The organism is Pusillimonas sp. ANT_WB101 (assembly GCF_008369125.1).
Lineage (GTDB): Bacteria > Pseudomonadota > Gammaproteobacteria > Burkholderiales > Burkholderiaceae_B > Allopusillimonas.
The window spans coordinates 223,245-245,499 of the sequence record NZ_VOAY01000002.1 but is presented as its reverse complement, the minus strand read 5'-3'; the positions used below and the strand labels follow the sequence as shown (position 1 = coordinate 245,499).

The window sequence follows — 22,255 nt, the reverse complement described above, 5'->3', positions numbered from 1 at the left end:
GTATTAGCGTTTTTCGAGGCGTTCCCGAATACGGTTTTGGATAACGTCACTGACCTTGCCGCTAAGTTGAATGCTGGCGAGTAACGCCGGGATGTCTTCTTCCAGGTTGATGTTTAGATGGATGGGCCGACCCTTTTCAATATCGGGGTTCTTCCCTTCCAAACGAATATTGAGTAACAGCTTACCCGATGGTTCATAACTGGCGGCGCTACTTAACACGTTGAAATGGAAATCTTCCAAAGCATCGGCAACAAGGCGCATTGCTGGGTTGCTTTTGCCTAAATCTTGGATTTTTTCGTTGCGAAATTGCAGTACGCCCGGCCTTCTCGCCTGCAGTTGGCCAGCTTCAACATATACCTCGCCTTGCTGAAAAAGTATTGGTATTTGGCCGTCAATGATACCTGTTCCTGCCAAGCCTTCTGCAGGGTAAACCTTAAATAGCTCTTGCAGCTCCAGGCCTTCTACATGCAGCAACACCTTGCTTGGCCGGTTCAGATCAAGCTTTTGGGCGTCTAACCACGCTCTGCCATTGAGTAGCCTGGCTGTTATGCTTTGCCAGTCGGCGGCGCCCTTTGAAAGGTTGTTAACGCTGGCCCGATAATGAGCGTTTGTTAGCTGAATTGACCCTAACGGGATGCCGGGGTTTAACTGTTCAATGGTCAGGTTGGGTATATCTAGCGCGAGTGTTTTTCCAGACAGTTGGCTATTGAACTTTATATCCAGATTTTTCAGTTCGCTACGATTGATAATGCCGCTTAAGCCAGTAGCATTGCCGTTAAACGATAGTTTCAATGGCCCTTTCGGTGGCACTGTGAAGCCTATCTGGCTGCTCAGCCGGCCACTGTCAAAGGAAACCAATTCGGGCCAGTTTTTAAAGCTTTTTTGCAGCGGGTTACCCGCCTTGAAAAACACGTCCTTTGCCGTAGCACTGCCTTGCAGTGTGCCATCTGACAGATGAATCTGGCTTGTAAGGCTGATGCCTTGGTCGCCAGTTAGGTTGCCAGTAAATTTAAGTTCTGGCAGTTGGCCGTCGAGATTGCCTTTAAGGTTCCAGCTTTGGGTATGTAGTTGCTCTGAATTAAGCTTATCAACACTCGCGTTGACGGCACTGTGTACGTTAATGTTATACGGCGCGCTGCTACTTCCTTGTAGGGTGAGATCAGGCAGTTGCATCGTGGCTTTGCCTGACTGGCCTATATCTGGCAATTGCAGATTCCCGGCCTCCAAATTAATTGTTTTGCCGAAGCTGACTGTAAATCGCTCAGCGTCGGCATGCCCAGTAAGGTTGGCAGTCGCTTGCAGTTTGGCAGTACGCACGGCTGGGTGCGACAGGCTATCGAGCTGCACTAAAAGCTTTGTGTCATTTAGGGTGGCTTGCCAGTTTGATGTTCGCTGCAGCGCCATTTGCCCATTGATTTCCAGTCCGAGGTTTTTTACCTCTGCATGGTCAATCAACCCGTTCAGCGCGCTGGCGCTACTGTTAAACCTGAGTGTAAGTGGGCCTGTATCCGGTTGTTTGAAGTCTACTTGAGCGCCCAGCAGGCCGCCCTTTAAAGAAACTGTTTCTGGCCAGCCTTTAAATGTTTCTGCCAGAGGGTTACCCGCGTCAAATGAAATTGCGTTTAACGTGACGCTGCCTTGCAGTGTGTTGTCGAGCACACTGATAACACCATCAACGCTGAGCCCTTGTTGGCTTGCAAGCGTGCCGGTTAGTTCAAGTTGCGGCAGTTGGCCGTTGACAGTGCCGTTAAAGTCCCAGTCTAGTGTGTGCAGTTGCTCCATCTCCAGGGCTTGCACGTGCACTTCGAGTGGCCCGCGCACTGCAATATCATGAGGTGCAGCATTGCGGCCACGCACGTCAAAGCCAGCCAGACGCATGGTGAATTTTTCTGCTTGACCTACGCCCAGAGCCTGAAGCTTTTGGGCTTGAAGGCTGGAGTGATCGCTGATGCTTACTGCAAATTTTTTAGCGTCAAGCTGTGCGGTAACAAAGGCATGCACTTGCAGTTTTTCAGCACGCAAGGTTTGGTACGCCAGCGCATCAAGCTGCACATTGAGTTCGGCATCTTTCAGCGTACCTTGCCAATCAGGTGCTCGCTGCAAGTCTAATAAGCCCTTAAGCTGCATTTGCATGGCTTTGTCGCTGCTCACATCAATGTTGAGCAGTTGCTGACCGCTGGTCTCGTCTTGATGCGTGCTGATCTTGGCACTTAACTGCGTGGGGCGAAATGTGGCGGGAATACTATCCAGCCACGCGCCTTGCATGTCTGTTAACGTTAACTGGCTGTCAATAGAGGCAGGCTGCCAGATTTCTTCTTGTGCACTCACATCCACATTCAGTGAACCTTGCACGTGGCCAAACCCAGGTAGCTTGGCGTCAATGTCTTTCAGCGCAATGTGCTGCGGCAGCCATTTCAATATCGCTGCAGGCAGCGCCAGGCTTGTCTGTTCGCTTGATGGCTGGTCGTCGACGACAGGCCAGTGTATTTGTACGTGTTCAGCCTGCAGGCGTTGTATGGATAAGGCTTTCCATGCCCAGTTAATGCTCAGGTTTTCAAATTGCAATTGTTTAAGCGGCTCGTCATCGCCAGACAGGGTCAATTGCAGCTGCGAAGCAGTAAAGCCGTCAAGATGCCATTGTGGGTTTTGCCACTGAAATTCAACGCCTTGTTGTCGAATTAGCCAGGGCAAGGCGTACGACAGCGAGAGCCCGGCAGCAATTAGTAGTAGGCCCAAGAATACCAAGCCTATACGCAGCAAGCGCCCTGGCCATGATGCTTTGGACGTCATGGTCGGTGGCTTATTGGCTGCGGTACTCCTAACCGCTGGCGCAGGTTTTAATGACACGTAATCACTCCAGGTTTTGGGGAGACTGACTAGTCATAGTAAACGGGTGGCTGACTCTATGCGGCGAGTCGTTAGTTTTAAGTATAGGGTGATTCGGCATGAGGCTGGGGAGCAGCGATAAACGGGTGCATATGGCGATACCTTCATTTTCAGCCGAAATTTTCAATGGAATTGGTTAAAAACTCTCTGGGATCCAAGCAACGATCTTTAACCTCGTCATTGCTACGCCGTCTCAGCGCCCATACTTCACCCGTGAAATTCACCCCTCTCGATTGCATGGGGTCAAGGCTAGCAGCCCTTACCGCCTCACCCTAGTATTAACACCAGTGCATGTTGGCCTCTCTGATCGGATATGCTTTCTATCAATCGCTTCAGTGAAGCGTCAAGGAACCCATGCCAAACAAGTTAGCTGAGTTTTATGAACACCATTTGCCGTTCAACAGCGATACGATCATGTTCCACGCACAATCTGAGGTCACAACAGTTGGCGAATTTCATGCACGTGTCGTTCAAACTGCTGGATGGTTACGTCGCGAAGGGATTGCTCCAGCAGATGTCGTAGCCGTCTGGATGACAAATCGCATTGAGTGGCTTGTCTTTTTGTTTGCTATCTCTCGGGTTGGCGCAACCCTAGCCGCTGTCAATACGCGATACAAATCAAATGACGTAGAGCACATACTTTCCAAGTCTGGCGCCCGAATGCTAATAATGGAGAAAGACTTCAAGGGTATAGATTTCTTGGATATTCTTGCAGATGTCGATTTTGCAAAGACCTCCAACCTTAAATCTATAAGTGTGTTCTCGGAAACCGCGACTTCATTCGCTGTGTCGGGTATTTCAGTGTCGCGTTTCGCGTTGCGTGAAGAAGATCACCAGAGAGGCGTGGAAGATGCGTATGACCCAAAAATGCCATCAATTCTTTTCGTTACGTCGGGCACAACAAAGGCGCCCAAGCTGGTCGCGCACTGTGCAGATTCGCTGTATTACAACGCTACAAAAGTAATCGAAAGCCAAGACTATAACGAGAGCACAAAACTACTGGCCGCATTGCCGCTGTGCGGTGTGTTTTGCCTGATGGGCGTGTTAACCAATATGCGTGCCGGCGGGCAGACGGTATTGATGAGCACGTTCGACGGTGAACTCGCAGCACAACTACTGCTCAAGCATAGAATCACGCATCTGTATGGGTCAGAGGAGCTCTACCAACGAATTGCTGACCACTTGCCGGTTGGGGCCAACTTGGATTTCGCGAAATTCTACGGCATAGCCAGCTTTAATGCGAGTCTGCGTATCGTCGGGCCAAGCTTGCTCGCTAAAGGCTTTCCATTGGGTAGTTTGTATGGTTCAAGCGAGATACTGGCGTATGTTGCGTCGTTCTACGACGATCCAGATATCGAAGTGCGCTTAACGCCTGGCGGCTATCCCATTGCAGGGCCGGAGTTTGAAATGCGCATTCGTGATGTGGGTTCTAAAAACCTTTTGCCCGCCATGGAATCTGGGGCGCTCGAGGTTCGCTCACCCGCCAATTTCATGGGCTACTTCAACGATCCAGAAGCGACACGTTCAGCATTTACGGAAGACGGTTTTTTCAAAACAGGCGATATGGCGCAGATTACGCCGGATGGCGCACTTATTTATGAAGGAAGAATTGGTGACTCATATCGACTTGCTGGATACCTTATCAACTCGGCCGAAATAGAGGATGTTATCAACTCCATAGAAGGGGTACGCGAGTCACATTTCGTTGTTGTGCGTCATAAGGAGCGAAATTACGCCGTTGCATACGTATGCTTGCAGCAAGCATCGCGGTTAACGGCTGAAGAAATACGGTTGAAGTTGCGTCACGGCTTGGCATCTTACAAAGTACCGCAGCAAATCTGGATAGTTGATGATTTTCCCATGGCCCACGGAACGAATGGATCCAAAGTCCAAAAAGAGCACCTGAGGGCAGAAACTCTGCGACGTTTGAACGACCATTAATTGGTGTTTGTTGACAGGAGAAGGCGATGAAATTTTTAATAAAACCAGTACTCATCTCAATATTGGCCTTGGCCGGAAGCGTGGCGTTTGCTCAGGAGGAAATAAAAATTGGCGTAATCGCGCCAATGACCGGAGCGGCGTCAGCTTGGGGAATGGCTGCGTCTGAGGGCGCAAAAATACTAGCTGAAAAATACAACAGCGAGGGAGGGCTGGAAATAAACGGCAAGAAGCATCCCGTCAAGGTCTATGCTTACGACGATAAGTATCAAGCTGCTCAATCTGTCGCCGCCTTCAACAGGCTGGTCAAATCTGATGGCGTCAAATACATCGTTGTGCTGTCATCTGCTGGCACCGTTGCGGTCCGTGATATGGCCAAAGAAGAGAAAGTATTGGTTCTGTCGGGCGCTTACGCAGAAGAGCCAATGGATAAAAATAATCCATATTTGTGGCGAATCTATTCAACGCCGGCAAACTACATCCCGTCCATGATCCGCTGGCTGCGCGACAACATCCCAGCTGATGCTCGCAATGTCGCCGTCATGAACCCTAATGATGAAACTGGTTGGGGGGTTACAGAGGTCGACGAGAGAGAGTTCAAAAAGAATGGGTTTAACATCGTAAACAAGACGCTTTTTGAACGATCCACCAACGATTTCCAAGCGATCATCACCAAGATGCTCAGGGATAAGCCCGACATTATCGAGTTAGGAGTCACTCCGCCCTCATCAGCCGCTTTATTCGTGCGACAAGCACGGGAGATGGGTTACCAGGGGCTATTTTTCATGTCTGGAGGCTCCGGTCCTGATCAAGTTATCAAATCTGCAGGCAACGAAGCCACAGAGGGATTGATAACTATGATGTTTGGAGACCCTGAGAATGAGGGTTATCAAAAATTGGCGCATGCTTACGAAGAACGCAATAAGCATAAGCCAAATATGATCATTGTTCCGTATTATGACGGGCCAAATGTCCTATTGCATGCCATACAAAAAGCCGGTGGCAGTGAAAACGTTGATAAAGTGCTTGAAGCTTTGCCAACCGTGTTTCCCGTCAAGTCACTTCAGGGAAATGACCTGACGCTGGGAGGCAAGGCCAATATCGGTGTGGCCCAGCAGATCGACACTGTGAACTATATCGCCGTGGTGAAAAACGGTATACCAGTTATTCAAGGCAAAACGTCTAACAATTGACCGTCTGAGTGCAAATAACAGCGTCTCATGGGACAGACCTCGCCATACGGGCGAGGCCTGCTTTGATCACAGTGCAAGCGAGAAGCGAATGAGCAACGATTCAAAACAGGCTAACAAAAAATATACGTGCATAGTCGTCGCTGTTGAAAAAAACGTAGCAGTCATTATGCTAAATCGTCCCGAACAGTTGAATGCTATTAATTTCACGATGGCTGACGAAATTCAGCACGCTGTATCTGACTTGGGTTGGAGACCCGATGTGAGGGTACTGGTGTTCAAAGGGGCAGGTCGCAGTTTCTGCGCGGGCTACGACGTAACTACGCAAAGGTCAGAGGGCACCCCTCGCGAGAAAATGTTTGATGCACAACGTGTAAGTTCCATGTTGGAGCTAATCGGCCGTGCTCCTGTGGTTCGTATTGCCCAGCTGCATGGTCATGTTGTAGGTGCTGGGCTAGCAATGGCTCTGCAGTGCCACCTACGTTACGCTGCCAGCAACACCACCTTTGCATTGCCTGAGCTTGACTTCGGAATCCCATTTCTACTTGGCGGCGCTTCTCTTTTGACACGGGAGGTGGGCCCTGTGCGCGCCGCCGACATGATTCTTAACTGTACGGTACTTCCTGTGGATCATCGCGATGCTGGCAGGTTAGTAACGGAGATAGTGAGTGACAACTCGCTGGAAGATCGTGTTCATGATGTTGCCATCAATCTGGGTAAACGCTCCGAAGCATTACTTCTCGCAACAATCAACACAATTGATCGTGCCAACAATGATTTGCTACCACCCGCGCCTAGCGATATGTTTCACGGCTTTTTCGTACGCAATGATCCGGAGACGCGACAAGTCGGCGCCGAGTACGTAAAAAAATTAAAGCAAAAGCGGCACTAATTTTTATCGTTCCACACTTTCAATTACTTACCTGCTGCTCGTGAGAACTCCATGCCGTTTCATTTGAACACAACCCTAATACCTGAGTCGGCATTGGTTCTCGACTTGAGCCAACCTGTTAGCCCTAAGTCGCCCCATATCCCAGGGGCTCAGCCAGCCTATCAAATGACGCTTTGGACCACGGCAGACCGCACTATATCGGCTCTTAAACGGAACGGAGTGGTAAACGAGCCAGGTGTTAACGTGGAACTGGTGAATATGACTTTCCATGTTGGTACACATGTCGACGCCTTGGGACACTTCTCGTGCGGGGCATGCATGCACGGAGGAAGGACCACTGATGATACGGTTGGTAGCCTTGCTCTGCGTGACCTTGATGCGGCCCAGATCCCTATGACGATCACACGTGCCATCTTGCTCGATCTGTCGGGGCTGGACGGTGGCAGCTATCTAGAGGGCGGTCGTCCTATTACAGCACAAGACATCGAAGAAACAATCGCAAAAAACGACGTGGCGTTAGCCCCTGGCGATATCGTTGTTATTCATACAGGATGGGGGCGTTTTTATGATGACAGGCGGTCATCTTACGCCAGCAGTTGCCCCGGTATCACGCTTGAAGCAGCGCGTTATCTGACTGATCACAAAGTATTTGCCATAGGCTCTGACACCATGGCTGTAGAGGTCGTGCCCGGTGTGGATCCCACAGTTGTAATGCCGGTACACATTCACACGCTTGTGGATTGTGGCGTTTACCTAATTGAAAATTTGCGGACGGAAGAACTTGCACAGCAAGGCGTGATGATATTTACGCTGGTGATGCTTCCATTAAACTTGAAGGGAGCAACCGCATCCCCAGTAAGACCGTTAGCGATCATTCAAAAATAATCTAGCAGTTAGCCGGCCGCTATGGTGCCGCGCAAGCAAAAAAAGCGGAAAGTATTGTAGATATGGATGAGATCAAGCCAGAACCAATATTAATTCAAGTTATCACATGATTTCTACAATATCGTAAGTGCTCTCATCGTGAAGGTGCGTTAATCGGCGAAAGTTCGTTTATGAATGACCTGTTTAGGTTTTTTTACGGCACGGGAAATACATGTCATTACAGCTCATTGGGCAAATATTAGTTAACGGACTTTTCAGTGGGGCTATATATGTATTGATAGCTACTGGTTTTACTTTAATTTTTGGGATAATGCGTCTGGTGAACTTCGCTCATGGCGAATTTTATATGATTGGCGCCTTTTGTACATATGTATTAATTGTTCTGTTGAAGCTTCCGTTTTTTATTGCTGTTTTTCTTGCTATTGTTTTTGCTGCCGCGATTGGTTTCATATTGGAGCGGGTGCTGTTCAGACCACTGCACGGGCTTGAGCTGCAAGGCATGATCATGGCGCTTGCAATCGGTATCGCTTTACAATCTGCCGCCTTATTAATATTTGGACCACAAGAGGTTACCGTACCGCGCGTTGTTACGGGTGCGTGGTCTGTGGCGGGCATTGTTATCGCAAAGGATCGTAGTCTGGTCGCTTTAATATCTGCAATCATACTTGTCATGTTTTACCTGTTCATGAAGAAAACACAGACGGGTTTGGCTATCGACGCTGTCTCGCAAGACCATCGGACGGCATCCTTAATGGGTATACCAACACGCAAGATGCAGTCACTGGCATTTGTACTGGGAACAGGTCTCGCGGCATTTGCGGGTGCACTTATGGCGCCGATCTATGACGTCGGACCTTATATGGGCGAAGTGCCTATGCTAAAAGCTTTTATTGTCGTAATCATAGGAGGGCTTGGGTCAATACCAGGGGCGGCGATCGGCGGGCTGTTACTCGGTCTTTTTGAGTCAATATTTGCAACGTTTTACACACAGAATATTGCGATGATTTTTTCTTTTTCCTTCGTCGTTATATTGCTTCTGTATAAGCCTCTCGGACTGCTCGGAAAAGCGTCATGAGGACAATAATTTTATTCTTGGGGTTGATCTGCTTGGGCTTAGTGCCTTTGTTTGTACAAGCCGATTACGTTTATCACATCGCGATAATGGTCTGCATCATGGGGATCGTTGCCATTTCGATCAACATAGTTTTATTGATGGGCCAATTATCATTTGCTCATGTCGCATTTATGGCGATTGGTGCTTACACATCAGCACTTTTGTCTTTAAGGCTAAATGTACCTACGGGCGTTACGATATTTGTTGGCGCTGTGTTCGCCTCGCTAATTGCTGCGATTATTGCTCCGTTGGTTCTAAAAATTCGGGGTGTTTATTTCGTATTGCTGACATTCTCGTTTGCTCAAATAGTCAATATGCTGCTCCAAGAATGGACCAGCTTAACCGGTGGCAACAGCGGGCTTTACGGTATCAAAAGACTGGCAGTCGGAGCGTTTGTCGTCGAGAACTCTTCATCGTATTACCTGATATCGTTCGCTGCATTGTGTGTAGTCTTGTTTTTCGCACTCTATTTCAAGAAGGGTTTGCTAGGTCGCATCGTATCGTGCTTGCGTACAAATGATGAGTTAGGGCAATCGCTCGGCGTGCGCACATTGTTATGGCGTGTCTGTATTTTTTCAGTAAGTGCATTTTTCGCCGGTATTGCTGGCGGGTTGTACGCTCATTACATTCGGTTTTTGTCGCCAGCACCATTTAGCTTCCATATAACCATGGATGCTATTGTAATGAATGTCGTAGGCGGCATGACCAGCCCCGTTGGTGCATTAATCGGTGCAGTCATCATCCAGCCGTTGCCGGAAGTATTGCGAGATATGCGAGAATACCAATTACTGTCCTATGCAATCATATTGATATTAATATTGCTATTTGCACCTACAGGTGTTCTTGGTATTGTTGATCGCTTCCGCAAAAGATCGAGAAGAAAAATATGATCAAGACAGATCGACTTACGAAACGCTTTGGCGGGCTGGCTGCCGTCAACGATGTTTCTTTTGAAGTGAAGCGTAGCGAAATATTTGGGCTGATTGGGCCAAATGGTGCAGGAAAGACGACAGTATTGAACTTGATCGCGGGCATGATTCCTCCTACTGAAGGAAAGGTATGGCTTGAAGAAAGCGATATCACCAACAAGTCGGTGTCCAAGATTGCGCGTATGGGTTTGGCGCGTACATTTCAATCGCCTGTCTTATTCGAAGATGAGACGGTTAAAGAAAACCTTCTGAACGCATGGTATCTACCAAAATGCTTTCAACCATCATCCTTCTTAAATACGCTTTTTCATGATAAATCTGTTGGTAAGATTGAAATCCATAATGCTCTCGAGTTTGTAGGCCTGACAGAAGACGAATACCAACAAGCTGGCGCACTGCCCTACGGAAAGCAAAAGGCTTTGAACCTTGCGATGGCCATAGTGACTTCCCCAAATATTCTGTTAATGGATGAACCTGCAGCAGGGCTTAATTCGTCCGAGAAGGTGCAACTAGCGGAGTTAATCCGCCGCCTGCGCTCTGAACTAAACATTACCATTCTGATTGTGGAGCACGACATGAAGCTGATCATGAACGTATGTGATCGCATCATGGCGTTGAGTGCCGGGCAAGTGATTGTTGTTGATGAGCCCGATGGTGTAAGAAACAATCCAGACGTGATAGAGGCCTATCTTGGAGCCACATATGAGTTTACTTAGTGTAGCTAACCTCGATGCAAGTTATGGCAAAGGTCTGGTATTGAATAACGTGTCCATCGAAGTTCCAAAAGGTAAAATCGTTACCGTTCTGGGCTCAAATGGTGCGGGTAAAACAACACTGCTTAACGTGATCTGTGGGCAATTGCGGGGCCTAAGTGGGTCAATAGTGTTTGACGGTGAAGATATTTCCAAGATCAAGCAACACGAAGCCGCAATCAAAGGGATGGCTGTGTCCCCGGAGGGAAGAAAGCTGTTCGCCGAGATGACCGTGTATGAAAATCTGAGGATGGGTGGGTTCGTATTGCCCAACTACTCGAAGGTTCGCAGTCAGGCTGCTGTCGTCATGGAGCTATTTCCACGAATTAAAGAACGATTAAATCAACGGGTATCGACGATGTCCGGCGGCGAACAGCAAATGGTAGCGATAGGAAGAGCATTAATGATGGAGCCAAAGCTGCTGATACTTGATGAGCCCACGTTGGGGTTGGCGCCTAAGCTCATCGTTGAAATCGGAAAGATCATAAAAAATATTTCTGATGCTGGGGTGTCGGTTCTTCTTGTAGAACAAAATGCCCAGTTGGCATTGAGGCTTGCTGATTATGGGTATGTTTTGGAAACCGGAGTTGTTCGCCTGGAGGGGCCAGCAAGTGACCTGCTAAGCAACGATGAAGTGCGAAAAGTGTACCTTGGCGCCTGAGTTTGTAAGAAACCCCAAGTTTTGTGTCGGCTTAGACGAAGACGGTAGTGATAGCGGCGTTGCGATCTCACTTTCTTCACGAGTAGTCTCCACCGTCGACAATTAGTTTGCATCAGGGGGGGTAATCAGTACAACGCCAGGCAGTCGCTTAACCTGACCCCTGCCGAGGTCGCCGATGTGGTGGGGTATTTAAAGTCACTGTAAGGCTCAAGCCAGCGCACGCGCCAATACACAGGCCACATGTTCGGCCTTCCGGCCCGACCCGTCGGCGATCTGGTGGCGACAGCTGGTGCCATCGGCGACCAGCAGGGTGTCGGCGTCGGCCTTGCGCACGGCAGGTAGCAGTGACAGTTCTGCCATCTGCATCGACACGTCGTAGTGGGTGGCTTCGTAGCCAAAGCTGCCCGCCATGCCACAACAGCTTGATTCAATCAGGTTCACGTCCAGTTCCGGAATCATTGCCAAGACGGTCAGCACCGGCTTGACGGCGTCGAAGGCTTTTTGATGACAATGGCCGTGCAGCAGTGCCTTTTTCTCAGGTAGGGGCTTGAGCGCCAGGTGCAAGGTACCTGCAGTGTGTTCACGCGCGAGAAATTCTTCGAATAAAAACGACAGGCGTGCGAGTTTGCTTGCGTCTTCGCCCATGCCCATGACCAGAAATTCATCGCGCAGTGATAGCAGACACGAGGGTTCTAGGCCGACAACAGGAATGCCGCGAGCTATGAAGGGACTCAGTGCTTGTACGACACGACGGGCTTCGGCCTTGGCCTCATCGACCAGGCCGGCGGAAAGATAGGTGCGCCCACAGCACAGGGGCCGGTCTTTTTCAGAATCTTTGGGATGGGCGCGGGCGATATGGACTTTGTAGCCGGCAGCCTGCAACACGCTCAGGGCGGCGCGGGCGTTTTCCGACTCCAGGTAGTTGTTAAAGGTATCGGCAAACAGGACGACGTCTGCGTCGTCGTTATGGTCGGAGTGCGCAGTGGCCAGGAACGTGTCGCGGCGCCATCGGGGTAACGAACGACGCGCGGACAAGCCCAACAGGCGTTCTGAAAGCCATGCGGCACCGGGCACCGTGTCACGCAAGTTGAATAACCACGGCAGGCGTGCCGCCCATGGCGCCCAACGGGGCATGGTGGCGATGAGTTTGTCCTTGAGGCGCAGGCCGTGTTGTTTCTGCCACTGGTACAGAAACTCGATTTTCATTTTGGCCATGTCCACCCCTGTGGGGCACTCGCGCTTGCAGCCTTTGCAGCTGACACAGAGATCCAGCGTCTGGCGTACTTCTTCGGAGGTAAAGGCGTCTGGCCCCATTTGGCCTGAAAGCGCCAGTCGCAGAGTGTTGGCGCGACCTCGCGTCAGGTGGCGTTCATCATGCGTGACGCGATAGCTGGGGCACATGGTGCCGGCATCGAATTTGCGGCAGTGGCCGTTGTTGTTGCACATCTCGATGGCTTTGGCAAAGCCATGAGAAGGGTCACCACCGGTCCCTGGCGCGCTTGTGGTTTGTGCGGCGGCGTTGCCGGTGACGTTCCAGCTGGACCAGTCTAACGCAGCCGCCAGCGGCAAAACCTGATAGGTGGGGTTAAATCGAAACAGCGAGACGTCGTCAAACTTGGGGCTGCGCACGATCTTGCCGGGGTTCATGAGGCCCTGTGGGTCGAACAGGTCTTTAATCTCTTCAAACGCCTGGGTCATGCGTGGGCCGAACTGCCACGAGACCCATTCACTACGTGCCAGGCCGTCGCCGTGCTCGCCCGAGAACGCGCCCTTGTATTCGCGCACGATGGCGCTGGCCTCTTCGGCGATGGCGCGCATCTTGCCTGCGCCATCGGTGCGCATGTCCAGAATGGGGCGCACGTGCAAGGTTCCTACCGAGGCGTGGGCATACCAGGTGCCGCTGGTGCCGTGCTTGTGAAAGACCTCGGTCAGGCGACTGGTGTATTCAGCCAGGTGTTCCAGCGGTACGGCGCAGTCTTCGATGAAAGAAACCGGCTTGCCGTCCCCGCGCATACTCATCATGATGTTCAGGCCTGCCTTGCGCACTGACCATAAGGCCTGCTGCGCTGCAGCCTCGGGCATTTCGACCACGCTGTTGGGCAGCCCTAAATCACCCATAAGCTCCACCAACTGCCGTAACCGTGCGACCTGTTCGTCTTGCTCGATACCTGCAAACTCGACCAGCAGTATGGCCTGGGGTTCGCCGAGCAGCGCGCGTTCTATGGTGGGGCCAAAGGCCGGGTTGTTGCGTGCTAGGTCGATCATGGTGCGATCAACCAGTTCAACCGCCACCGGGCCCAGCTTCACAATGTGCTGCGCCATGTCCATGGCCTGGTAAAACGTCGGAAAGTTCACCACCCCCAGCGTTTTGTGCACAGGCAGCGGCGCGAGTTGCAGCGTGATCTGGCGCGTGAGCGCCAGCGTGCCCTCACTACCCACCAGCAGGTGGGCGAGGTTGGGGCTGTTGTCTGCGGTATAGGGGCGTTCGCTTTGTGGGTTAAATATATCGAGGTTATAGCCGCCCACCCGGCGTAAAACCTTGGGTACGGTGCGGGCGATTTCGTCATGCTCGCGCACAGCGATTTCCTGAAGGCGGCGCACGATAGAGGCAATGCGCCCGCTGTCTGTTGGCATGGCCGCCAGAGGCCCGAACTGGCCCTCGGTGCCATCGGCCAGCAGGGCATCGATGGAGAGCACGTTGTGCACCATGTTGCCGTACTGAATGGAACGTGAGCCACAGGAATTATTGCCAGCCATACCGCCCAGCGTGCATTGGGCCGAGGTGCTTACGTCCACAGGAAACCAGACGCCGTGCGGCTTAAGCCACGCGTTAAGGTGATCGAGCACAATGCCTGGCTCTACCGTTACCGTCATGCCCTCATGGTCGAAACTGAGAACGCGGTTAAGGTATTTGCTGTTGTCCAGTATCAGGGCTGGCCCTACCGTCTGGCCGCATTGAGATGTTCCGCCGCCACGCGCGACAAAGGGCGCACGCAATTCGGCACAGATGGATGCCGCAATACGAACGTCGTCAAAGGTTTTTGGAACCAGCACCCCGATTGGGTCGGCTTGATAGATTGAGGCGTCGGTCGCGTAGCGGCCGCGATCGCCCCGGCCAAACAGAATTTCACCCTGAACCTCACGCGTGAGCCGCTCAGAGAGCTCGTTGCGCTGTTGGTCGGCGTGTATGACTTTTTGGGGCAGGGGCGCGTTCATGGTTGATTCAGCCGTCTTGGATGGGGGTAGATGGAACCACGGGAGGGTCTTGGGTGTGGTTATGTTCTTTGCCAAGGCCTTCAATAACGGCCTCGCATTTGCGCTGCAGATGCTCCCGCATCAGGCGGCCCAGCTCAACCCCGTCGCGCCGTGAGAGCGCATCGACCATGGCGATGTGCTCTTCCATGGCTTTCTTCCATTTGTCGGGGTTCAGGTTAGAGCGAAATCGCAAGTTCTGAACGCGCTGGTTCAGCGTGGAGTAAACCTGCTCGAGCAGGCGGTTGCGGGCCGCCCGGTTAATGCAGTTATGGATTTCACGATTGACCCGGTAGTAGGTGGGCAGGTTTTGCCTCGCATGGCAAGCTTGCATTTCAAAAGTAAGCGCACGGATCTCGGCGATTTCATCTTCTGTGGCATGTTGGCAGGCCAGCTCGCCCGAGAGGGCCTCTAGCCCTCCCAGCACGGCAAAGCTTTCCCGGATGTCGATTTCCGACAAGACGGCGACTCTTGCGCCGCGATTGGGCTGGATTTCGACCAGGCTCTCGGAGGCCAGCAGGCGAAACGCTTCGCGCAGAGGTGTACGCGAGACACCCAGGCGTTCGCTCAAGGCCCGCTCGTTCAGTCGCGTGCCGGGCGGCAACTCACCTTCGATGATGAGTTCGCGCAGTCGTTCTGCGGCAGCAGCTGGAAGCGTGCGTCGATCGAGGGTGTCGTCGATCAGCGTGGGGGTCGGGGTAGTGAACATAGATCAAATTTTGTATACCAACAAGGGATATATTATAGCGATCCGACACAGCTAAGCACATAAAAGCGCACTCGATTCCTCTTCGCCATAAAGCATGCTCGTCTTTGAATATAAGTGCCATAGGGAGTAATTCCCCTTGTCGAGGTTAGAAAGGCGGCGTACCATGCCCTGATTGTGTTTTGTATACCAATCACAGAAGAGGCTTAAATATGCTTCGGCTTAGCTCGCATCCTTCCGGTCGCCACTTTCTCCAGATTCCTGGCCCAACCAACGTACCCGACCGCGTGTTACGCGCCATCGATAACGTCACCATCGACCATCGCGGCCCCGAATTTGGGGAGCTCGGCAAGTCCGTGCTCGCAGGTATGAAAAAGGTGTTCAAGACCAAAAGCCACGTTGTCATCTATCCGGCGTCAGGTACGGGTGCGTGGGAAGCGGCTCTGGTCAATACGCTGTCGGCCGGCGATTTGGTTCTTATGGCCGAGACCGGGCATTTCGCTGCCATGTGGAAGAAAATGGCAACGGAACTAGGTCTGCGGGTCGAGTTCCTTCCTGGCGACTGGCGGCGAGGTGCCGACGCTTCGGCGATTGAGGCTCGTTTGAAAGCCGACGCCGATCATGAAATCAAGGCGGTGTGCATCGTGCACAATGAAACCGCCACCGGCGTGACCAGCAACGTTAATGGCGTGCGTGCGGCAATCGACCGCGCCAAGCATCCGGCCTTGCTCATGGTCGATACCATTTCATCGTTGGGTTCCATCGATTACCGCCACGATGAGTGGGGCGTGGATGTTTCGGTGGCAGGTTCTCAGAAAGGCCTGATGCTGCCGCCGGGCTTGTCCTTTAATGCAATCAGCGCCAAGGCATTGGCCGCCAGTGAACACGCGACGCTGAGGCGTTCGTATTGGGACTGGCACCCCATGATCGCCAGCAACGCCACTGGTTATTTTCCGTATACGCCCGCTACCAATCTGCTCTACGGCCTGCATGAGGCGTTAGAGATGATTTTTCATGAGGGGCTGGAGACGGTGTTTGCACGGCACCAGCGCCACGGTGAGGCGACCCGTCGAGCAGTGCTCGCCTGGGGCCTGGAAGTCCTCTGCGCCGACCCGGCTGAATACAGTCCGGCACTGACTGCAGTGATCATGCCGGAAGGCCACAGTGCCGACGCGTTTCGAAAGGTTGTGCTGGATCATTTCAATATGTCGTTGGGGCAGGGCCTCTCCAAACTCAAGGACAAAGTCTTTCGCATTGGGCATCTGGGCGACATCAACGATCTGTCTGTGTGCGGAACGCTTGCGGGCATAGAGATGGGCCTTGAGCTGGCTGGGGTGCCGCACAAAAAAGGCGGGGTACAGGCCGCCATGGGGTATCTGGCGCAAAACGCAGAGGTTAGATCCACAGCCGTCACCTGACGGACCGATTGCCCGCGAGAAGATTGCGCGGTCCGAGCCCGCAGGACGAAGAGCCTGCAGGCCTAAAACGAGGAGGAGTGACATGCGATTTTCAAAGCTATTACTAACGTCTGCAATGACCCTGGCTGTATTCACCATGGCGCCAGGAGCTCAGGCGGCCAAGCGGGTTCATGTGTCATATAACGTGGCCGAAGGGTCGAGTTGGGACAAGGGGGCTAAGGTATTCCAGAAGCTGGTAGAAGAACGCTCCAATGGCGATTTCAAGGTCAGCCTGCATCCCAATGCGGCAATGGCTGGCGGCAATGATCGCGTAGAAATGGAAATGGCGCAGGGCGGCGGTATTCAGTTCCTGATCAAATCAACAACCTGGATGACCGGGCTGGATCCCAAGTTTCAGGCGCTGGGCCTGCCGTGGTTGTTTCCTGATCATGAGACGGCCAACAAGGTCTTGGACGGCCCTGCAGGCGATGCTCTGATGAAAACCCTGGAAAATCGCGATCTGGTTGGTCTTGCCTGGGGGGTAAATGGCTTTCGCCAGGTGACTAACTCGCGCCTGCCGATCACGCAACCAGCCGATTTCAAGAATCTTAAGATCCGGGTGCCGGGAATACCGCTGTACCTTGCGATATTCAAGGAGTTGGGGGCGAACCCGACCACCATGAGTTTTTCCGAGGTGTTCACTGCGTTGCAAACCGGGACCGTGGACGGTCAGGAAAACCCGATGTCCTTGATCTCTTCTTCACGTTTTTATGATGTGCAGAAATACATGACCATATGGAACTATTCCTATGATGCCATCGTCTTCGCGACGGGTGCGTCATTCTGGAAAGGTCTGAGTCCGGAAGATCAAAAAATGTTCAAGGACGCCGCCCACGAGGCGATGGACGCCGAACGCAAAATCGTGGAAGAAGAAGATAAGATTTTGCCCGCCGAGTTGGAAAAGGCCGGTATGACGGTTACCAATCTAACCCCCGAGCAACTGGCTGTTTTCCAGAAGACATTGCAGCCGGTGTATGCCGAGTACAAGGAAAAACTGGGTGCCGATTTCGTTGAGCTGTTTGAAAACGGCGTAAAGCAAGCCAAGAACTGAGACAGATAGCCAGGGCATACTGGCTGCGGCTGGTGGCCCTGGCGAACTTTAGCTGATGCATCTCTCTTAAGAAAGAGGCATTTCATGAAGCAGATTACGCGGCCGATTTTATTCGCGTTCGTTCATATCGAGGAAGTCATTGTCGTGCTCTGCATGATCGGTATTGCAGTGCTGACTTTCCTTGCTGTGTTAACACGTTATGTGTTTAGTTTCTCTATCATTGGCGCTGATGAAATGGCCACGTTCATGTTTCTATGGGCGGCGCTGTTCGGTGCTGCGGCGGGCTTTAAGTACAACCAGCACGGCAGTGTGCCACTGCTTGCAAACCTGTTGCCTCGTGGGGCGCGCCGGGTTGCCGATTTGCTCGTTCTGCTCGTAATGGCAGGCTTTTTTCTGTTCTTAACCTGGTATACATGGCTGTTTCTTGCCCAGTCTTATCGTGTGGGGCAGACCAGCCCGGCTACGGGTATCCCGGTGTGGATCGTTAATGCCGGAATCTTTGTTGCGCTAGGCTTGTGCAGCCTGCGCTGTCTGATCGCCGTTGTGCGTGATCTGTCGGGGCGCTTGCGTTACCCCAACATGCCCAGACTGCCGGAGTAAGGCCGAATTATGGAACTCCCGAGCTCCGGCCTGCTTGCCTTCGTACTGTTCTTCTTGTTTTTGCTGGCCAATTTTCCCATATCAATTTCCCTGGGCTTGGCTGGTGTGGTCGCGTTTGCCATCTATGACCTGGCACCGTTTCAGACGCTACCCATGATTTTTTCGGGAGCCATCAGCTCTTTCACCTTGCTGGCTATCCCGCTGTTTGTCGTCGCTGGCGCGATGCTGTCCAAAACAGGGGTGGCGTCTCGCCTGATTACACTGGCGCAAGTCATTGTTGGTGAACTACCGGGTGGTCTCGCTATCACCGTCGTCGTTGCCGGCGCCTTTCTAGGCGCCCTCAGTGGCTCAAATATAGCGGCGATCGCCGCGCTGGGATTCCTCATCGGTGCCATGCACAAAGTGGGTTACCCCATTGGCTTTGCCACAGCAACGGTTGCGGCTGGATGCACATTTGGAGTCGTGATTCCACCAAGTATCAATCTGATTCTTTACGGTGTGATCGCCAATACCTCGATTCCGAAACTGTTTGCTGCAGGCATAGGGCCGGGCATTACGCTCGTCGGTGTGCTGTCCATTTACATCTACCTGGTTGCCAAGCATCGTCGTTACCCCATCGTGCCAGTCGAACGCAGCTGGCCGATTTTTTGGCGAACCTTGCGTGAGGCATCCTGGGGGCTGTTGGCGCCGGTGATTGTGCTGGGCGGAATTTATTCGGGCGTGTTTACCGCCACCGAGGCCGCCGCCGTAATGGTCGTCTACGTTTTTCTCGTTGATCGCTTTGTTTATCGCGAAATGAAGTGGCGCGAGTACCCGTACCTGATGCTGGAATCTGGCATCACGACCGGCGTGGTCATGCTGATTCTGGCCATGGCCTCCATCTTGTCATATGTGCTGATGATTGATGGGACTGCGTCCTTGATCCGTGACTGGCTGGTGCTGGTGAGCGGTGGCAGCAGGGTGATTATGCTGCTGTTGGTAAATTTTATTCTGGTTTTTGCGGGTATGTTTTTGGATCCGGTGTCGGCAATTTACCTGCTGGTGCCGTTATTTCTGCCAGCGGTGCAGGCGGTGGGCGTCGATACCATACATTTTGGCGCCATCATGACGGTTAATTTGTCCATGGCCCATATAACGCCGCCAGTCGGCCTAGCTTTGTACCTGGCCTCGCAGATTGCCGGCATACCCTTCACAACAGCGGCGCGCGCCGCCGTGCCTTTTGTGATCTGCGAAGTTATTGTGCTGATGCTGGTGACATTTATTCCAATTATTTCCCTAGGGTTTGTTTACTTGATCACTTAAGGAGTTCTGATGTGTGCGCACGTGTCGACACCCATTGATGTCGTCGAGGAAGCAACCATAGCAGGCTTGCAAAAACAGCTGCTGGCTGGCGAGTTGACCTGTGTCGGGCTGGTGGATGCCTATCTGGCACGCATTGCCCGCTGGGACCAAAACGGGCCGAAGCTGCGCGCTGTGCTGGCAGTGAACCCGGCGGCGCACGAGCTTGCGGCCAATCTGGATGCGACGCTGGCCTCTGAAGGCAAACTTTCAGGGCCTCTGCATGGCGTGATCGTGGCAGTCAAGGACAACTGCAATACGGCCGATATGCCCACGACGGGTGGATCCCTTTCGTTGCAGGGCACGGTAGCTGCAAAAGATAGCGCCGTAGTGCGAAAGCTGCGTGATGCCGGGGCGATCATACTGGCTAAAACAAACTTGCATGAGTTTGCCCTGGCAGGCACCACGGTCAGTTCTCTGGGTGGTCAGACGCTCAATCCTTATGATCTAACCCGCACGCCGGGCGGCTCTAGTGGCGGTTCGGGTGTGGCGGCAGCCATGAGTTTCGCGACCGTGGCCATCGGCACAGATACAGTCAACTCCGTGCGCTCGCCGGCGTCGGCCAATAGTCTGTTTGGGCTGCGGCCCACGCGAGGCCTGATCAGTCGCGCGGGTGTCATGCCCGTATCGCACACGCAAGACTCGGTGGGGCCAATGGCCCGAACAGTGTCCGACCTGGCGCGTGTCCTCGAGGTAATCGCAGGCTACGACGCCGAGGATCCCGTCACTGCGCGCTCGGTAGGCCGCACCCCGTCCACCTATGGCGCATCGCTACGTGACGATGCCTTTGAAGGCAAACGAGTAGGCGTATTGCGCAGCCTTATGGGGGGCGAGCCACAACATCAGCAGGTCAACGCAGCCATGGCTCGCGCAATACAAACCATGCGCGATGGCGGTGCGCAGGTGCTGGAGATCGATGATTCGGGTATTGATGCCGATGTTCTGCTGCGTGATGGTGACGTACAAAAATGGGAATTCAAACCTTTATTCGAGGCCTACTTGAAAACCTCGTCACAACGCGCTGTGCAGAACATGGACGATATCTTGGCGGGCGGCGGCTACCATCGAGAAACCTTGCAAGAGTTCCTGGAACAGGCCAATGGCGTTATCGATGCCGAGCACGATGTCGAGTACTTGCACCGACTCGCCGCACACGTTCGCCTGCAGGATCGCGTCTTGGCACTCATGGCCGAGCTTGCGCTTGACGCCTTGGCCTACCCTTTACAGAAATGCCTGGTCGTACCCATAAGCGTGGGTGGTCAGGCCGAACGCAATGGCATATTGGCTGCCCTGACTGGGTTTCCCGCACTGACTGTGCCCATGGGGTTTTCCACGCCTGATGCCAACGCGCCCTTGGGCGTACCCATGGGCATGGATTTGCTGGCCCGGCCTTTCGACGAACCCCTGTTGCTCGGGCTGGGATACGCCTTCGAGCAACGGGCTCGTGTTCGCAAACCACCCTTGCATACTTTATGGCCCGATTAAACATGTCGTGAGCCTGTTTCAGGGTCGTGCACAGTCCGGGTGCGCGGCACGATCCACAACCGGACCGAAGGAGACAAAGATGATCTATACAACTTCAAATCCGCAGTCCAGTATCTTGCGTCGACGCGTGATGGCTCTGGTTGCCGCACTGGGCGCAGCGGCAGCCTTGGGCGTGCCCAGTGTTTCTCAGGCGCAGGTCGAACTAAAACTTGGTCACGTCGGTAACCCGGGCTCACTGTTCCAGATAAGTGCCGATGAATTCGCCAAACGTGCGAATGAGAAATTAGGCGACAAGTACAAGGTCGTGGTGTTCGGCTCCAGCCAGTTGGGTGGCGATAAGGAAATGGTGCAAAAGCTAAAACTTGGCACCTTGGACATGGCGCTGCCCTCGACAGTAATGTCTTCCGAAGTTGATTTGTTCGGTATTTTTGAAATGCCCTACATCGTCAAAGATCGCGAACACATGAAGCGCATCGAAAAGGAGATCTTTTGGCCTAGCCTCGCGCCAGCAGCAGAAAAGAAAAACCTGACGATATTGGCGGTTTGGGAAAACGGCTATCGCCACATTACCAACAACAAGCGACCCATCGTCAAACCCGAAGACCTGCACGGCATTAAGCTGCGCACGCCCAAGGGTAAATGGCGCGTAAAGATGTTTCAGGAGTACGGTGCCAACCCCAGCCCAATGAGCTTTTCAGAGCTGTTCAGCGCCCTGCAAACTGGCGTAATGGATGGGCAGGAAAATCCGCTGACCCAGATTTATTCAGCCAAACTCCAGGAAGTACAGAAATACCTGTCTCTGTCCGCCCACGTATACACACCCGCCTATCTGACGGTAGGTACCAAGAAGTACGCCAAGCTGCCCGAAGACGTGCGCAAGATTCTCGAAGAGACCGCCCGCGAGAATCAGGCCTATGTGTATGAGCAGGCCGCAAAGGCCGATGAAGAATTACTGGGCAAGCTCAAGGATGCCGGCATGCTGGTCAATGAGGTCGACAAGGAGGCCTTCATCGCGGCCAGCAAGCCCATTTATGAGGAGTTCGGCAATGAGGTCGAAGGTGCGCAAGAACTTATCGTGCGTGCAATTGACCTTGGCAAGTAAATCGTGAGGTGACCCCG

General features: G+C 52.8%; 17 protein-coding genes. 14 read left to right on the top strand and 3 right to left on the bottom strand.

Annotation, left to right across the window (positions count from 1 at the left end; translation table 11 throughout):
* Positions 1-3: 3 nt before the first annotated feature.
* On the bottom strand, positions 4-2,790 hold the full coding sequence (locus FQ179_RS10070) for a YdbH domain-containing protein (RefSeq protein ID WP_149397180.1): 2,787 nt from the start codon (positions 2,788-2,790) through the stop codon (positions 4-6).
* A 486-nt stretch (positions 2,791-3,276) separates the two neighbouring features.
* On the opposite strand from FQ179_RS10070, the gene FQ179_RS10065 reads away from it, so the two are divergent.
* The 8 genes from FQ179_RS10065 to FQ179_RS10030 all read left to right on the top strand — a co-directional run bounded on the left by FQ179_RS10065 (position 3,277) and on the right by FQ179_RS10030 (position 11,247).
* On the top strand, positions 3,277-4,827 hold the full coding sequence (locus tag FQ179_RS10065; RefSeq protein WP_188074575.1) for an AMP-binding protein: 1,551 nt from the start codon (positions 3,277-3,279) through the stop codon (positions 4,825-4,827).
* A gap of 26 nt (positions 4,828-4,853) precedes the next feature.
* A complete protein-coding gene (locus FQ179_RS10060; protein WP_149397178.1) occupies positions 4,854-6,017 on the top strand; it encodes an ABC transporter substrate-binding protein in 1,164 nt (387 codons plus the stop codon).
* An 88-nt stretch (positions 6,018-6,105) separates the two neighbouring features.
* Positions 6,106-6,906 (top strand): enoyl-CoA hydratase/isomerase family protein, encoded by an 801-nt coding sequence (locus tag FQ179_RS10055; RefSeq protein WP_149397177.1) that lies wholly within the window; start codon positions 6,106-6,108, stop codon positions 6,904-6,906.
* Positions 6,907-6,957: 51 nt separating this feature from the next.
* On the top strand, positions 6,958-7,791 hold the full coding sequence (locus FQ179_RS10050; RefSeq protein WP_149397176.1) for a cyclase family protein: 834 nt from the start codon (positions 6,958-6,960) through the stop codon (positions 7,789-7,791).
* Between the two features lie 211 nt (positions 7,792-8,002).
* Complete coding sequence (locus FQ179_RS10045) at positions 8,003-8,866, top strand: branched-chain amino acid ABC transporter permease (RefSeq protein ID WP_149397175.1); 864 nt, start codon at positions 8,003-8,005, stop codon at positions 8,864-8,866.
* On the top strand, positions 8,863-9,795 hold the full coding sequence (locus tag FQ179_RS10040) for a branched-chain amino acid ABC transporter permease (protein ID WP_149397174.1): 933 nt from the start codon (positions 8,863-8,865) through the stop codon (positions 9,793-9,795). Before FQ179_RS10045 ends, FQ179_RS10040 begins: the two co-directional genes overlap by 4 nt.
* Entirely contained in the window at positions 9,792-10,550 is a 759-nt protein-coding gene (locus FQ179_RS10035; RefSeq protein WP_149397663.1) for an ABC transporter ATP-binding protein, read from the top strand. Before FQ179_RS10040 ends, FQ179_RS10035 begins: the two co-directional genes overlap by 4 nt.
* Positions 10,537-11,247: an ABC transporter ATP-binding protein gene (locus tag FQ179_RS10030; protein WP_149397173.1), complete on the top strand. Its 711-nt coding sequence runs from the start codon at positions 10,537-10,539 to the stop codon at positions 11,245-11,247. Before FQ179_RS10035 ends, FQ179_RS10030 begins: the two co-directional genes overlap by 14 nt.
* Positions 11,248-11,454: 207 nt before the next feature.
* Here the strand turns inward: FQ179_RS10030 and FQ179_RS10025 are convergent, their stop codons facing one another.
* Entirely contained in the window at positions 11,455-14,463 is a 3,009-nt protein-coding gene (locus FQ179_RS10025) for an FAD-binding and (Fe-S)-binding domain-containing protein (RefSeq protein ID WP_149397172.1), read from the bottom strand.
* 7 nt (positions 14,464-14,470) lie between these two features.
* Positions 14,471-15,208, bottom strand: coding sequence for a GntR family transcriptional regulator (locus FQ179_RS10020; RefSeq protein ID WP_149397171.1), 738 nt, complete (start codon positions 15,206-15,208; stop codon positions 14,471-14,473).
* A 209-nt stretch (positions 15,209-15,417) separates the two neighbouring features.
* On the opposite strand from FQ179_RS10020, the gene FQ179_RS10015 reads away from it, so the two are divergent.
* The 6 genes from FQ179_RS10015 (at position 15,418) to FQ179_RS09990 (ending at position 22,238) form a co-directional block, all read left to right on the top strand.
* On the top strand, positions 15,418-16,623 hold the full coding sequence (locus FQ179_RS10015) for an alanine--glyoxylate aminotransferase family protein (RefSeq protein WP_149397170.1): 1,206 nt from the start codon (positions 15,418-15,420) through the stop codon (positions 16,621-16,623).
* An 82-nt stretch (positions 16,624-16,705) separates the two neighbouring features.
* Positions 16,706-17,713 carry a TRAP transporter substrate-binding protein gene (locus FQ179_RS10010; RefSeq protein ID WP_149397169.1) on the top strand — a complete coding sequence of 336 codons (1,008 nt, stop codon included), beginning with the start codon at positions 16,706-16,708 and terminating at the stop codon, positions 17,711-17,713.
* An 84-nt stretch (positions 17,714-17,797) separates the two neighbouring features.
* Positions 17,798-18,313, top strand: a complete 516-nt coding sequence (locus tag FQ179_RS10005; RefSeq protein ID WP_149397168.1) for a TRAP transporter small permease — start codon at positions 17,798-17,800, stop codon at positions 18,311-18,313.
* Positions 18,314-18,322: 9 nt separating this feature from the next.
* Positions 18,323-19,615, top strand: a complete 1,293-nt coding sequence (locus FQ179_RS10000) for a TRAP transporter large permease (RefSeq protein ID WP_149397167.1) — start codon at positions 18,323-18,325, stop codon at positions 19,613-19,615.
* Between the two features lie 9 nt (positions 19,616-19,624).
* Entirely contained in the window at positions 19,625-21,136 is a 1,512-nt protein-coding gene (locus tag FQ179_RS09995; RefSeq protein ID WP_149397166.1) for an amidase family protein, read from the top strand.
* A 79-nt stretch (positions 21,137-21,215) separates the two neighbouring features.
* Positions 21,216-22,238, top strand: a complete 1,023-nt coding sequence (locus FQ179_RS09990) for a TRAP transporter substrate-binding protein (protein WP_223146230.1) — start codon at positions 21,216-21,218, stop codon at positions 22,236-22,238.
* Positions 22,239-22,255: the final 17 nt, after the last annotated feature.

What these genes read in the sequence shown, in the direction of transcription:
- FQ179_RS10070 (WP_149397180.1), bottom strand. Translation starts at nt 2,790, where the DNA reads ATGACGTCCAAAGCATCATGGCCAGGGCGCTTGCTGCGTATAGGCTTG.
- FQ179_RS10060 (WP_149397178.1), top strand. Translation starts at nt 4,854, where the DNA reads ATGAAATTTTTAATAAAACCAGTACTCATCTCAATATTGGCCTTGGCC.
- FQ179_RS10055 (WP_149397177.1), top strand. Translation starts at nt 6,106, where the DNA reads ATGAGCAACGATTCAAAACAGGCTAACAAAAAATATACGTGCATAGTC.
- FQ179_RS10050 (WP_149397176.1), top strand. Translation starts at nt 6,958, where the DNA reads ATGCCGTTTCATTTGAACACAACCCTAATACCTGAGTCGGCATTGGTT.
- FQ179_RS10045 (WP_149397175.1), top strand. Translation starts at nt 8,003, where the DNA reads ATGTCATTACAGCTCATTGGGCAAATATTAGTTAACGGACTTTTCAGT.
- FQ179_RS10040 (WP_149397174.1), top strand. Translation starts at nt 8,863, where the DNA reads ATGAGGACAATAATTTTATTCTTGGGGTTGATCTGCTTGGGCTTAGTG.
- FQ179_RS10035 (WP_149397663.1), top strand. Translation starts at nt 9,792, where the DNA reads ATGATCAAGACAGATCGACTTACGAAACGCTTTGGCGGGCTGGCTGCC.
- FQ179_RS10030 (WP_149397173.1), top strand. Translation starts at nt 10,537, where the DNA reads ATGAGTTTACTTAGTGTAGCTAACCTCGATGCAAGTTATGGCAAAGGT.
- FQ179_RS10025 (WP_149397172.1), bottom strand. Translation starts at nt 14,463, where the DNA reads ATGAACGCGCCCCTGCCCCAAAAAGTCATACACGCCGACCAACAGCGC.
- FQ179_RS10020 (WP_149397171.1), bottom strand. Translation starts at nt 15,208, where the DNA reads ATGTTCACTACCCCGACCCCCACGCTGATCGACGACACCCTCGATCGA.
- FQ179_RS10015 (WP_149397170.1), top strand. Translation starts at nt 15,418, where the DNA reads ATGCTTCGGCTTAGCTCGCATCCTTCCGGTCGCCACTTTCTCCAGATT.
- FQ179_RS10010 (WP_149397169.1), top strand. Translation starts at nt 16,706, where the DNA reads ATGCGATTTTCAAAGCTATTACTAACGTCTGCAATGACCCTGGCTGTA.
- FQ179_RS10005 (WP_149397168.1), top strand. Translation starts at nt 17,798, where the DNA reads ATGAAGCAGATTACGCGGCCGATTTTATTCGCGTTCGTTCATATCGAG.
- FQ179_RS10000 (WP_149397167.1), top strand. Translation starts at nt 18,323, where the DNA reads ATGGAACTCCCGAGCTCCGGCCTGCTTGCCTTCGTACTGTTCTTCTTG.
- FQ179_RS09995 (WP_149397166.1), top strand. Translation starts at nt 19,625, where the DNA reads ATGTGTGCGCACGTGTCGACACCCATTGATGTCGTCGAGGAAGCAACC.
- FQ179_RS09990 (WP_223146230.1), top strand. Translation starts at nt 21,216, where the DNA reads ATGATCTATACAACTTCAAATCCGCAGTCCAGTATCTTGCGTCGACGC.